This is a genomic window from Hungatella hathewayi WAL-18680, assembly GCF_000235505.1.
GTDB classification, from domain to species: Bacteria; Bacillota; Clostridia; order Lachnospirales; family Lachnospiraceae; genus Hungatella_A; species Hungatella_A hathewayi_A.
This window is the reverse complement of sequence record NZ_JH379030.1, coordinates 97,589-110,551: the sequence shown is the minus strand read 5'-3', so window position 1 is coordinate 110,551 and position 12,963 is coordinate 97,589. Positions and strand designations below refer to the sequence as shown.

9 protein-coding genes are annotated in these 12,963 nt (G+C 50.9%); 8 read left to right on the top strand and 1 reads right to left on the bottom strand.

Annotated elements, in window-relative coordinates; genetic code table 11:
* Positions 1–19 precede the first annotated feature (19 nt).
* The 6 genes from HMPREF9473_RS24335 (at position 20) to HMPREF9473_RS24310 (ending at position 9,019) form a co-directional block, all read left to right on the top strand.
* Positions 20–1,954, top strand: coding sequence for a sigma-54-dependent Fis family transcriptional regulator (locus HMPREF9473_RS24335; RefSeq protein ID WP_006782890.1), 1,935 nt, complete (start codon positions 20–22; stop codon positions 1,952–1,954).
* A 194-nt stretch (positions 1,955–2,148) separates the two neighbouring features.
* A complete protein-coding gene (locus HMPREF9473_RS24330; protein WP_006782889.1) occupies positions 2,149–3,522 on the top strand; it encodes an ABC transporter substrate-binding protein in 1,374 nt (457 codons plus the stop codon).
* A 155-nt stretch (positions 3,523–3,677) separates the two neighbouring features.
* Positions 3,678–5,612, top strand: coding sequence for a sigma-54-dependent Fis family transcriptional regulator (locus HMPREF9473_RS24325; RefSeq protein WP_006782888.1), 1,935 nt, complete (start codon positions 3,678–3,680; stop codon positions 5,610–5,612).
* 212 nt (positions 5,613–5,824) lie between these two features.
* Positions 5,825–6,967, top strand: coding sequence for an enolase C-terminal domain-like protein (locus tag HMPREF9473_RS24320; protein ID WP_006782887.1), 1,143 nt, complete (start codon positions 5,825–5,827; stop codon positions 6,965–6,967).
* A 218-nt stretch (positions 6,968–7,185) separates the two neighbouring features.
* Positions 7,186–8,076: a 2-hydroxy-3-oxopropionate reductase gene (garR, locus tag HMPREF9473_RS24315; protein WP_242830901.1), complete on the top strand. Its 891-nt coding sequence runs from the start codon at positions 7,186–7,188 to the stop codon at positions 8,074–8,076.
* Between the two features lie 43 nt (positions 8,077–8,119).
* Positions 8,120–9,019: a dihydrodipicolinate synthase family protein gene (locus HMPREF9473_RS24310; RefSeq protein WP_006782885.1), complete on the top strand. Its 900-nt coding sequence runs from the start codon at positions 8,120–8,122 to the stop codon at positions 9,017–9,019.
* An 88-nt stretch (positions 9,020–9,107) separates the two neighbouring features.
* Here the strand turns inward: HMPREF9473_RS24310 and HMPREF9473_RS24305 are convergent, their stop codons facing one another.
* A complete protein-coding gene (locus tag HMPREF9473_RS24305) occupies positions 9,108–10,049 on the bottom strand; it encodes a LysR family transcriptional regulator (RefSeq protein ID WP_243140392.1) in 942 nt (313 codons plus the stop codon).
* A gap of 188 nt (positions 10,050–10,237) precedes the next feature.
* Here HMPREF9473_RS24305 and HMPREF9473_RS24300 point away from each other — a divergent pair, with 188 nt between their 5' ends.
* Positions 10,238–11,587, top strand: a complete 1,350-nt coding sequence (locus HMPREF9473_RS24300; RefSeq protein ID WP_034860121.1) for an enolase C-terminal domain-like protein — start codon at positions 10,238–10,240, stop codon at positions 11,585–11,587.
* Between the two features lie 20 nt (positions 11,588–11,607).
* Entirely contained in the window at positions 11,608–12,936 is a 1,329-nt protein-coding gene (locus HMPREF9473_RS24295; RefSeq protein ID WP_006782882.1) for an enolase C-terminal domain-like protein, read from the top strand.
* Positions 12,937–12,963 lie beyond the last annotated feature (27 nt).

The window sequence follows — 12,963 nt, the reverse complement described above, 5'->3', positions numbered from 1 at the left end:
AATTGAAACGGAGACGACAATGGGAAAGATTGCATTGCTGGTTTCGCGGGAGGAGATGCTGTACCAGGCTCACAACATCCTCCAGGAGAAACCATATGCCATTCAGGAGATGCGGGTTATCAAGACAGAGGATTCTGTGGTGGAAGCCAGGAATTCTATCGCCGGCGGCGCGTCGATTATCATAGCCAGGGGACTTCAGGCGTCGTTAATCAAGCAGTACACCGACATTCCCGTGGTGGAAATCGTTATGACGGCACAGGAAATGGCGCTGCTTATCATGAAGGCAAAGCAGATTATCAGAAAACCCCGGCCAGTCATTGCGGTTGTCGGTTTTCAAAACATGTTCTGCGACATGTCCTACTTTGAGGAACTCTATGATATAGAACTGCGCAGATACTATGCAAAGCATGGCGGTGAGTTATCCGAAGCGGCCCGGAAAGCGGTAGAGGAAGACGCGGATTTGCTGATAGGCGGGGACACGGCGGTGAAGGCAGCCACGGAGGCGGGAAAACCATCCCTGTTTTTGTCCATCACGGAAGATTCGCTGAAGAACGCATTTTCCATGGCGGAGCGGGTGGACTATGCCATGAGTGTGGAGAAAAAGAGTGCGGCCCAGATGGAGACGCTGCTGGATTACTCATACAGCGGTGTCATGCGGCTGGACGCCTCAGGTCTGATAACTACGGTCAACCCGCTGATGGCGGAAATGATGGGATGGCAGGAGCAGGCGCCGGATGAAACGGAGGGACAGGAGCATGGGCTGACAGGCCGCAGTATCCAGTCCATATTTCCGGATATAGATAACGAGGCCATGAAACAGGTATTCCAGGAAGGACGGGAATACTCCCTGTTCATGCAGGTGAACCGCTCATCGATTTTCGCCGTCCTGGCTCCGGTGCTGGTGGAAGGCCGGGTGGACGGAGGGATTCTGACCTGCCACAAGATGAAAAAGCGCCAGCCGGCCCCGGATGACGGGAGAAAGAAGCAGCGGGGCATGGGGATGATACCGCTGGCCCAGTTTGGAGACATGCTCCAGGCCTCGAAAGCGATGCAGGAATGCATCCGGCTGGCCCGGCTGTTTGCCCTGTCGGAGAAACCGGTTGTCATTATGGGAGAACCGGGAACGGAGAAATTGATGATGGCCCAGAGCATCCACAACAGCAGCCTGCGAAGCAGCGGCCCGTTTCTGGATGTGCCCTGTGAAGGTCTGACAGATGAGGAACAACGGGCCCTCCTGTTTGGGGAGAAGGGGGCGGCCGTGCAGGTAAACGGAGGTTCCCTGCTCATCCAGGATGCAGACTGTCTCACAGGCGCCAACCAATACCGCCTGTACCAGCTAATCCGCTATCACCTCTGCCACGGCGCGGACGTGGCCCAGATAAAGAAACTGGATGTGCGGGTGATGGTGACCACAAACACACCTCTGGAGCAGCTGCTGGCAGAAAAACGCATCCGCCAGGACCTTTATTACCTTCTGAGCGGCATGACGCTCACTATCCCACCATTCCGGGAGCGGCCAGAGGACTTAAGACAGAAGCTGGAGGACTGCCTGAAGGAGAGCTGCGAGCGCTATGCCTGCTATCACGCCTTGACCCAGGGGGCCTGGACTGCATTGCTTACCTATCCCTGGCCCGGAAATCTGTTCCAGATAGAAAACTTCTGCGAGCGCCTGATACTGACGGCGGATAGGAGAAGTATTGATGAAATCATGGTAACGAAATGCCTGCGTGATCTCTATCCGGAAATCGCTCAGCAAACCATCCGCCCGGTATCCGGCGGGTGTAAGATCACTACTGCTGTCACGGATGAGCATCAGATGAGCGAGGGAGCCCGGGAAATCTGCCAGGCCCTGCGCCGCTATGACGGCAGCCGCCAGAAGACCGCCGAGGCCCTTGGAATCAGCAAGGCGACCCTCTGGAGAAAAATGAAGAAGTATGGAATTGAATTCCGGTAAAAATCAGGAATTCCCAATTTCATATTGAAACAGATTGAAATACAAAACAGAAGATTTGCAATAAAATGCTTCCATTTTGAAATGCGTGTCTGATTCATGAAAAAGACGCGCATTTTCTTTGTGGTTTTATCAATAGGCAGCTTTGACAGGAACCGCTATAATTCATGGTAAAGAAGCACAGAAGGGAGCTAGATATGATGAAAAAAAGTATGTTTTTTGTACTGGGGGCCATGGCGCTGATGCTGAGCGCCTGCGGAAACAAGACAGCCACAGAAAACCAGCCTGCACAGGGGAACACAGGCGGAGTGGAGACAACACAGGGAAATGCGGCCGCAGGGGATACCACATCCTCCGACGAGACTGTGGAGATTAAATTTTCCTGGTGGGGCGGTGACTCCAGACATGAGGCCACGGAGAAAGCCATTGCCGCATTTATGGAGAAATATCCAAACATCAAGGTCACACCGGAGTACGGTGCATGGACCGGCTGGGAGGAAAAACAGTCGTTGAATATCATCGGCGGAAATGCCGCGGATGTGATGCAGATTAACTGGAACTGGATAGAGTCGTACAGTCAGGGTGGTACTTCCTTTGCAAACCTGGAGGATTATTCCGACGTGCTGGATTTATCGCAGTTTCCACAGGAGAGCCTGGAACTGTGCAAGGTGGACGGAAAACTGATGGCCGTGCCGGTAGCCATGACGGGTAGATTGTTCTACTGGAACAAGACAACCTTTGAGGAAGTGGGATGCCCGATACCGACGGATACGGATTCCCTGCTTGTGGCAGGCGCTGCCTTCCAGGCATACGATGAAGAGTATTATCCGCTCATTCTTCAGGAATACGACCGAGCCATTTTCCTGGTGTATTATCTGGAATCTGTCTATAACAAACCGTGGGTGGTTGACGGACAGTTAAATTACACGGAGGCGGAGATTCAGGAAGGGCTGGAATTCCTCTGCAAGCTGGAGGCGGAGCACGTCATTCCGACTCTATCTGTTGTGAGCGGCGATATGGCCGATTCCATTGACAAGAATGCGAAATGGATTGATGGAAAATATGCCGGTATTTTCGAGTGGGACTCCTCTGCTACCAAGATGCGTCAGGCTATGGAGGAGAGCTTAAACAAACCGGGCCAGGAGTTTGTCATCGGTGATTTCGTGAAATTCGGTGACTACCAGGGCGGTTTCACAAAGATTTCCATGGGCCTTGCAGTGGCAGGGACCTCCGCTCATCCGAGAGAGGCGGCAATGCTGATAGAATTCTTATTAAACGACCCGGAGGGAATTGAAATCAGTTCCACAGAACGCGGTATTCCGTGTTCCGCCAAAGCGGTTGAAGTGCTGAATGAAAAGGGAATCGGCGATGAGCTTGTCAGGGAGTCCAACGAAAAAGTTATCAATTACTCCAAATTCCCATTGGATGCCAAATTTGAGCACAATGACTTAAAGGCAAATCCAGACGGCGTTTACTATAAGGTATTTGGAAAATTAAGCTCCGGAGAGACAGATGCGGCGCAGGCTGCAAAACAGTTGATGGATGGAGTGACGGAGTGTCTGGAAAGTTGACAGACTGATTAAAAAATTTCCCGGGGAAGATGTACATGATCTTCCCCGGTATTTTTCATATATAGGGAAAATGCCGTTGCCAGCCTGTGGGAGAAACAGGTTGCAAATCTTATTTTCTTATACGATAATGAAACTACCGGGAAAGGAGAACGGGCATGTCGGGAATTGCATTGTTTGTGCCAAATGAGGAAATGTTTGAACAGGCACAGGAGATATTGAAAGAAAAAGAGCATCATGTAGTGATTGTGAAGAAAATCACCACCGAGGAAGCGGTGACGGAAGCCCAGAAGGCCATATCGGAGGGCGTGAACATTATCGTGGCACGTGGGCGTCAGGCGGTGGAAATCCGTCATCATACCAATGTGGCAGTCGCGGAAATCATGATGACGGCCCAGGAGCTTGGCCTTCTGGTGATGAGGGCCAAAGATATCGTGGGAAAAGAATGTCCGAGGATAGGCATATTCGGCTGGGGGGATATGCTCTGTGACACCACGTATTTTAATGAGCTGTATCATGTGGATTTGAGGCGTTACATTCTGAAGGATAAGAACGAATGGAGAAATACCATCGAGCAGGCCGTTGGAGATGGGCTGGATATCATTATCGGCGGGGAAGCGGCTCTGGAGGGCGGCCGGCAGGCGGGGATTCCCGGAATATACATGGCATCCACCGGGGAAGCCCTGCGTCTGGCACTGAAAAATGCGGAATCCCTCTACTATATGTCGGAGATTGAGCAGCATAACTATGCCCAGTTCTCCACGATTCTGGACAGCTCCTTCAATGGGATTATCAAAGCAGGAGTGTCAGGCAAGGTTCTGGTGATGAACCGGGCCATGGAGCAGATACTGGACTGCACCCAGGAGGAGGCCATGGGCCAGCCGGTGATAAAGCTGCTTCCCGGTCTGGACGAAGCGGTTGTCCGGCAGGTGCTGGGCGGGGAGTTGGATAATTACTCCACATTTCTGACGATCAGAGAGCAGTCCGTGGTTCTGTCCGTGGAATCGATCGTGGTGGGAAAACGGGTGGATGGCGCAATTCTCTCCTGCAGCCGCTTAAAACGGCTGGATATGAAGGGCGCGGATATAGGGACGGAGCAGTATCTGCGCGGTTATGTGGCTTATGGAACCTTTGACGATATCAGCCGGAATCTGAAAGGAATGAAAAAGGTGGTGGAGCTGGCCAAGCTCTATGCCCAGTCCTCCAGTCCTATGCTTGTGGAAGCTATCTCCGGACCGGAGCTGGATGCGGTGGTACAGGGAATCCACAATTACAGCATGAGGAGAAACGGTCCCTTCATCATGATTAATATGGCCGGGCTGACCCAGGAGGAGCAGAAACAGGCGCTGTTTGGCTATCCCGGCACGGGGAAAACGGGGCGGGAGCCTGGAATGCTTGAGGAGGCCAGTCACGGAACCCTGGTTATCCAGGGAATTGACAAGCTGACGCTCCCCAATCAGTACCAGCTGGCCCGCGTCATGCGGACAAAGAGGCTGTCGAAGAGCGGCCGGCTGGAGGATACCCAGATGATTGATACCAGGATAATCGCCTGCACGGCCAAAAATCTGACGGAACTGCGCAGTAATTTCCAGTTCCGCTCGGACCTTTATTTCACGTTGAAATCCCTGCGGCTTAAGATTCCGAATCTGAAGGACCGGCGGGAGGATGTGGAGTATCTGCTTGACACCTTTACCAGAAAATATATGGAGCAGTATTCCAGATATCACGTGATGACCCCAGGGGCGAGAAGGACGCTTTTGGATTACCCGTGGGAGGGTAACAGCATCCAGCTGGAGGCATTTTGTGAGCGGATGATATTGACGGTAGGACGGCGGACCATCACGGAGGGCTATGTGAGAGACCTGCTGGAGGAGCTTTATCACCAGGATAGCGGCATTTATGCGAATGATATCAGGGGCGAAGAAACACCCGAAGAGAGGAAAGACCGCAGGGAAGATAACACGGAACTGGCCCTGCTGAAACATGCTCTTCAGAAATATAATGGCAGCCGGGCATTGACGGCCAAAGAGCTGGGAATCAGCACCACGACATTGTGGAGGAAACTGAAAAAATACGGACTTGATGGAAAATAACCAATACATCGACATTTCAAATTTTCATAAGAATGGAATATATTGAAATGAGTTGAAATAAATACGGCGATAATTGAAATGCATGCACGATATATAAAATGTGCATGCATTTTCTAGTTGATTCTGTCAATTGAATTGGACTGGAAACACCGCTATACTTTGGGTAAATCAAAGCCAGGAATGCTTTGGACAACAGAGTGAGGAGGAGTATCATGAAAAATCTGTTTGATTACGAGGACCGGATAAAGTTTGTGAAGGCGGTTTACTATCATTTCCATCCAATTCCGCTTCCGAAACCATTTAAGGATGGAACAGGCGGAATGGGGAAATATGCGCCGGAGCAGGGATGCATCGAGTTGTATGATTCCGAAGGGGCGTGCGCCCATCTGAGTGTTGGGAGAAGTTTTGTGGCCAATGTGCTGCCCATGATTCTGAATGGGGAGACGAAGACTTACAATGAGTGGAGGGATACCCTGTACTGGAAAATCCGAAATTCCGGATTCCAGAGCAGCCAGGCGGTGGAGGTAGGCCAGCTGGATTTGATGATGCTGGATATTCTGGCACAGCGGGCGGGAAAACCACTGCACCGGTTCCTGGGAGCGGAGAAAGACTGGGCGGCCGCCTACAAGGGCGGCGGCTCTCTGCTGCTGGAGGACTCGGAACTGGTGGAGGATATGGTCCGCTATGTGGAAGAGGGATACCGGACGGTGAAATTCAAGGTCGGCAGCGACAACGGCACCAATATGGAACGGGATATCCGCAGGCTGGAGAAAGTGAGAGCCGCGGTGGGGGCAGATATCGGTGTGGCTGTGGATGCCAACCAGAGATGGGAGGTGGAGGAAGCCTGGCAGTTTGCGCAGCTTGCGAAGCCTTATCATCTGGCCTGGTTTGAGGAGCCTATCCATTCCCACGATATGAACGGAATAAAACGCTTGAAGGAGATGGGCATAACTATGCCAATTGCCTTCGGAGAATCAATGAGAACCTATTACGCCTATGAAACCTATGTGGAGAAGGGGGTGGACCACTTGCAGCCGTCCATCGGACGTATGACCCGGATCGACGACATTTTAAAAATTCGTGATTTGGCCAGGGAAAACCAGGTCAGATTCTCCTCCGGTGGAAGGATCTACTTAAATGCCATCTTTGGCTGTCTCTACAATGAGGAAGAGGAGATCGAATATCACGAGCCAATCAGTAAGCCGGTGGGCGTTTACACGCTGTTTCAGCCGGAAGAGAGAAATGGCAGATTTTACTGCCAGCCGGATATCCCGGGCAATCCCCAGCGCATGGATATAGAAAAGCTGGAGAAGGACGGACTGTTGGAAAGCAGGCAGATTTTTTATGCTGAATAGAGAAATGGGTGAAATAAATATGAAACTAAATAGCAATTATATTTCATTATAGTGAAAGACTATTGCTTTTGCATATTTTCTGACTCATTGTTTGGGCAAACGTCCATTGTTTCCGTGACGATGGGACCCTATAATGAATCCATAAGCTGGCGCAGAGCTCTTTGCCTGCGCCGGCTGCCCCTCCTAAGAAACTCTATATAACAAAGAAAGTCGAGGTAATTGAGATGAAGGTTGGATTTATCGGATTAGGAATTATGGGAAGACCCATGGCGAAGAACCTGTTAAAGGCCGGCTACGAGCTGGTAGTCAATGATTTTAATAAAGATGCGGTGGCAGACGTGGTTTCCTGCGGCGCAGTGGCAGCATCGAGCGGGGCTGAGGCAGCCTCCCAGTGTGAAGTTATCATCACCATGGTTCCCAACTCCCCTCATGTGAGAGCGGCGGCTCTCGGCGAGGGCGGTATTGCGGAAGGTGCAAAGCCGGGCACGGTGTTGATTGATATGAGCTCCATCGACCCCACCGAGAGCAAGGCCATCGGCGCGGAACTGGCAAAAAAGGGCATCGAGATGATGGACTGCCCCGTATCAGGCGGGGAGCCGAAAGCCATTGACGGGACTCTGTCCGTGATGTGCGGCGGCAAAAAAGAATTATTTGACAAGTACTATGACATGCTGATGGTGATGGCCGGCTCCGTGGTCTACGTTGGTGAGCTGGGCTCCGGCAACGTGGCGAAGCTGGCAAACCAGATTGTGGTGGCTGTGAATATTGCGGCAGTGTCCGAGGCGCTGACATTTGCAAAGAAAGCGGGAACAGACCCGGAACTGGTTTACCAGGCTATCCGCGGCGGTCTGGCCGGCTCCACGGTGATGGATGCCAAAGCTCCCATGATGCTTGCCAGAAACTTTAAACCGGGCTTTCGCATTGAATTACATATCAAGGATTTGAACAATGCGTTGAATGCGGCTCACGCCATCAGTTCCCCAGTCCCACTGACCGGACAGCTGATGGAAATCATGCAGGGCTTAAAAGCGGACGGCTTTGAGAAGGAAGACCACTCCAGCATCGTAAAATACTACGAAAAGATTGCCAATACGACGGTGGAATCATAAAAAATAAAACATGGCCGCTTGGCGGTCCGAGAGGTGTTTGAATATGAATACAGATTTTATCAAGGGCGTTATCGTGCCCATTCTGACTCCCATCGATGAGGAGGAGAACATTGACGAGAAAAAGCTGAGAGAACAGGTAGATTATGTCATCGAGGGCGGCGTGCTGGGCATCCTGGCATTTGGAAGCAACGGGGAATTCTATGTCATCGAAGAGGACGAGATGGAGCGCGGTCTAACGATCATGGTGGACCAGGCGGCCGGAAGAGTTCCGGTATATTTTGGGATTGGGGCCATCAGCACGAAGAAATGCTGCCACCTGGCGAAAATGGCCGTGGCAAACGGTGCGGCCGGCATTTCCGTTCTGCAGCCCATGTTCTTAAAACCGACGGAGAGCGAGCTGTATCTGCATTTCAAAACCATTGCAAAATCCGTGCCGGAGACGCCGATGCTGTTATACAACAATCCCGGCCGGGTAAATTACACTCTGTCAGCTAATCTGGTGGACCATCTGGCCCATGAGGTGGAAAACATTGTGGGGATGAAGGATACCAGCGGTGATATCACCCAGACCTCTGAGTTCATCCGCAGGACAAGGGATGTGAACTTCAAAGTGTTTGGCGGCAAGGACACGCTGCTGTACGCCTCCCTGTGCCACGGTGCGGTGGGCGGCGTCTGCACCGCGGCCAACTTTATGCCGGAGCTTATCACGGATGTGTACAATAAATTCGTGGCCGGAGACTTGAATGGCTCCTTGGAAGCCCAGTTTAAGCTGAACCCGGTGCGCCTCTCCATGGACGGAGCCAGCTTCCCGGTTGCGGCCAAGGACATGGCAAATCTGCGGGGCCGTGAGATCGGTCTCCCCTACACCCCCAACCTGCCAACGCCGGAAGGACCGGTACTTGACAGGATTCGGAGAGAGATGGAGCTTGCCGGCTTAATCTAAATTTACGGAATCATACATACAATCAAACATAGACTGGTGACCCTGCATGAACAGGCTGCCAGTCTATTTTGTTATCACGAATGCATTTTTATATCTCATAATTCTCCGCCATATAAGGCCGTTCCGTATGAATGGAAAAATATTCCGTAATAAAAGAATAAAACACATTTTCCGGCTCGTTGCGCACCCAGTTTTTCCGCTGAATGACAACATTTTGCCGATAAAGCGGTGGATCCAATGCGTAGTAGGCGATATGGTCTCTGTCCACGGAGCAGGATTCTGCGATAAAAGCTACACCTGCATCCTTGGCTATCATGCTCCGTGTGGCGGAGATGCTGTTAGTCTCACATACAGCAATGGGGGAGAACGAATAGTTGTCAAATAATTCGTCAGATAATGCCCGCAGAGAGGAACCACGTTTGGAGAGAAGAAAATTGTCATGAGAAAAATGCTCAATTAAATCTTCCCGTGTGATGATGCCGGAGGGATTTTCCAGGCAGTAAGGGTGTTTTCTGGAGACAGCAAAGAACACCTCTTCCTCACGCAGAATATCCGTCTGCTCTTCAAAGGGAGCGGCATTCAGGGCCGCGGCAATTCCTAAATCTATATTTTCTTCCATCAGCATTTTTTTGACAGCCGGGAAATTCGTCTCGGAAATCTCAATGGTCACTTCCGGGTAGAGAGCCTTGAACTGTGGAATAATCTCCGAGAGCATCCGCAGGCCGAAGTTGGAGGTGACACCAACGGAGATATGTCCCCGTTTATCTAAACTTGCAATGTTTTGATAGAGTTCCTTTTGAATTTGAATCACTTTTTTGGCTGCTTCCACATAGAGTTTTCCGGCGGGAGTCAGCGTCAGTTCTCCCTTAGCCCGGAAGAAAAGTGGAGAGCCAATCTCCTGCTCCAGTTTGGTCAAAAACTGGCTTAAGGAGGACTGGGAGATATAGAGATTTTCCGCTGCTTTTGTCATGTTTTTTCTGTCGGCAATGGCCAGTACGTACTTTAAGTATTTTACATCCAAAATAATCACCCCGGATAGTTGTTGCGAAGGGTTTGCCAGGCAGCAACCCCTACGATAAGTAAATGTGATTGTCACAATCGATTTTACATATTGGATTAATTAACCCTCAACGTGTATAGTAAAACCATAGATTAAAACTATTATAGCAGATAAAAAAATTGAAGTAAAATTATTTGTAATAAAAAAGCCGGAGGAAGATTATGGAAAGAGGAACTCCCATTGTAACGGAAATGCAGGTGATACCGGTAGCTGGTTACGATAGTATGTTGATGACACTAAGCGGCGCTCACGCCCCGTTCTTTACACGGAATTTAGTCATCATAACGGACAGCGCCGGTCACACCGGAATTGGGGAAATACATGGCGGCGATTATACCTGCCTGGCGCTGAGAAGCTGTATTCCCCTGGTGGTGGGGCAGCCCATTGGTACATACCGGGCTATCCTTGACAGGATACGGAAAGCTTCCAAGCGAGCCAGGGAAGATGACGGTGAGGGAATCCAGAGTCTGGATATCAGCAAACTGAAATTTGTTGTGAAAGCAGAATGGGCCATTGAATGCGCCCTGCTGGATTTGATGGGGCAGTATCTGGATTTACCCATGTGTGAACTGCTGGGAAACGGAAAACAGCGGGATAAGATTGAGACCCTGGGTTACCTCTTCTACGTCAGCGATAAGGAAAAAGCCGATTTGCCTTATCTGGATGAGAGCTTCAGCAGCGATGAGTGGTTCAGGCTGCGGCGTCAGGAGATGATGACTCCGGAGCAGATTGTCCAACAGGCCTGTGTCCTGCAGGAAAAATATGGATTTCGAAATTTTAAATTAAAAGGCGGCGTGCTCCGTGGAGACCAGGAGATGGAGGCGGTCCGGGCCCTAAAAAAACAATTTCCGGAAGGCAGAATCAACATTGACCCCAATGGGGCCTGGAGTCTGTTGGAGGCTATCGAGCTTTGCAGACCCATGGAGGGAATTCTCTCTTATATCGAAGACCCCTGTGGCCCGGAGGAGGGATTTTCCAGCCGGGAGATTATGGCGGAATTCAAGAATGCGGTTCACCTGCCGACGGCTACCAACATGATAGCCACCAACTGGAGACAGTTCTACCATGCGGCGGCTTTAAAGTCCGTGGACATTGTGCTGGCGGACCCACATTTCTGGGGCATGGAGGGTAGCGTCAGGATGGGCCAGGTCTTACAGGACTGGGGACTGACCTGGGGCTCCCACTCCAACAATCATTTTGATATCACATTGGCCACATTTGCCCAGGTGGCGGCGGCGGTACCCGGACAGCCCACAGCGCTGGATACCCACTGGATTTGGCAGGATGGCCAGAACCTGCTTCTGGACACGCCAAAGATTAGAGATGGTTATCTGGAGGTGCCGCAGGGCCCCGGACTTGGAGTGACGCTTAATATGGACCGGGTCATAGAAGCTAACCAGCTCTACAACCAGATGCAAAGCCACGACCGTGACGATGCGGCCAGTATGCAGTATCTGATTCCAGGCTGGAAATATGATTCAAAGAAACCATGCCTGGTGCGGGAATAAATTGGGAAAGAGGAGAATAAATGACGCCGATTATCACAAAAATGGAAGTCTATCCGGTTGCCGGAAAAGACTGTATGGAATTGAACTTGAGTGGAGCACACGCCCCTTTTTTCACCAGAAATATTGTAATCTTGTATGCGGATAACGGAGAGATGGGAGTGGGAGAGGTCCCAGGAGGGGAAAAAATCAAGAATACACTGATAGAATGTATCCCTTTTGTGGAAGGCAGCCGGCTGGCAGAATACAAAAGCATGCTGCTGAAAGTAAAAAAATATTTAGACAGCAAAAACGAGGAGGATGTCCGGGGAAATCAGACCTTTGACCTTCGTACGGGGGTCCATGTGCTGACCGCCATCGAGGCTCCCTGTCTGGACCTTCTTGGAAAATATTTAGGCGTTCCTGTCTGCGAGCTTTTGGGAGACGGACAGCAGAGGGATAAGGTGCGGATGCTTGGTTACTTATTCTTTGTGGGCGACCGCCGAAAGACAGACCTGCCTTATGACGCCGAGCCGGATGCGGATTGTGAGTGGTACAGAATACGCCATGAGGAAGCCATGACAGCAGAAAAAATCGTGGCTTTTGCCAGGGCTGCAAAAGAAAAATACGGATTTCAGGATTTCAAGTTAAAGGGTGGAGTTCTTGACGGATGGGAAGAGATGAATGTGATACGGGCCTTGAAAAAGGAATTCCCGGACGCAAGAATTGATTTGGACCCCAATGGGGGGTGGCTTTTGGAGGAAGCAGTTGAGTATGTAAAGGGGATGCAGGGGATTTTGACGTACTGTGAAGACCCATGTGGGGCGGAAGGCGTCTATTCCGGAAGAGAAATTGTCAGTGAATTCCGCCGGCGTACCGGTTTCCCCACCGCGACGAATATGATTGCCACGGACTGGCGTGAGGTAGGACATTCCCTGGAATCCCAGGCAGTGGACATCATACTGGCAGACCCGCATTTCTGGACCATGAGCGGTTCTGTGAGAATTGCGCAGATGTGTCATGATTTTGGCTATACATGGGGGTCTCATTCGAACAACCATTTTGATATATCACTTGCAATGTTTACCCAGGTCGGCGCAGCGGTACCGGGAGAGTACAACGCTCTGGACACCCACTGGATTTGGCAGGAAGGTCTGGAACGTCTGACCAAAGAGCCGCTTCAAATTGTGGACGGTTGTGTGGAGGTTCCGAAGAAACCGGGACTTGGCATTGAAGTGGATATGGAACAGGTGAAAAAAGCGAATCAGGTATATCTGGCCAATTGTCTTGGAGGAAGAGATGACGCGGCCGGCATGCAGTATCTGATACCTGGATGGAAGTTCAATCCGAAGAAACCATGTATGGTAAGGTAGGGGCAAAACACAAAAATGAATTCATAA

What these genes read in the sequence shown, in the direction of transcription:
- HMPREF9473_RS24335 (WP_006782890.1), top strand. Translation starts at nt 20, where the DNA reads ATGGGAAAGATTGCATTGCTGGTTTCGCGGGAGGAGATGCTGTACCAG.
- HMPREF9473_RS24330 (WP_006782889.1), top strand. Translation starts at nt 2,149, where the DNA reads ATGATGAAAAAAAGTATGTTTTTTGTACTGGGGGCCATGGCGCTGATG.
- HMPREF9473_RS24325 (WP_006782888.1), top strand. Translation starts at nt 3,678, where the DNA reads ATGTCGGGAATTGCATTGTTTGTGCCAAATGAGGAAATGTTTGAACAG.
- HMPREF9473_RS24320 (WP_006782887.1), top strand. Translation starts at nt 5,825, where the DNA reads ATGAAAAATCTGTTTGATTACGAGGACCGGATAAAGTTTGTGAAGGCG.
- HMPREF9473_RS24310 (WP_006782885.1), top strand. Translation starts at nt 8,120, where the DNA reads ATGAATACAGATTTTATCAAGGGCGTTATCGTGCCCATTCTGACTCCC.
- HMPREF9473_RS24295 (WP_006782882.1), top strand. Translation starts at nt 11,608, where the DNA reads ATGACGCCGATTATCACAAAAATGGAAGTCTATCCGGTTGCCGGAAAA.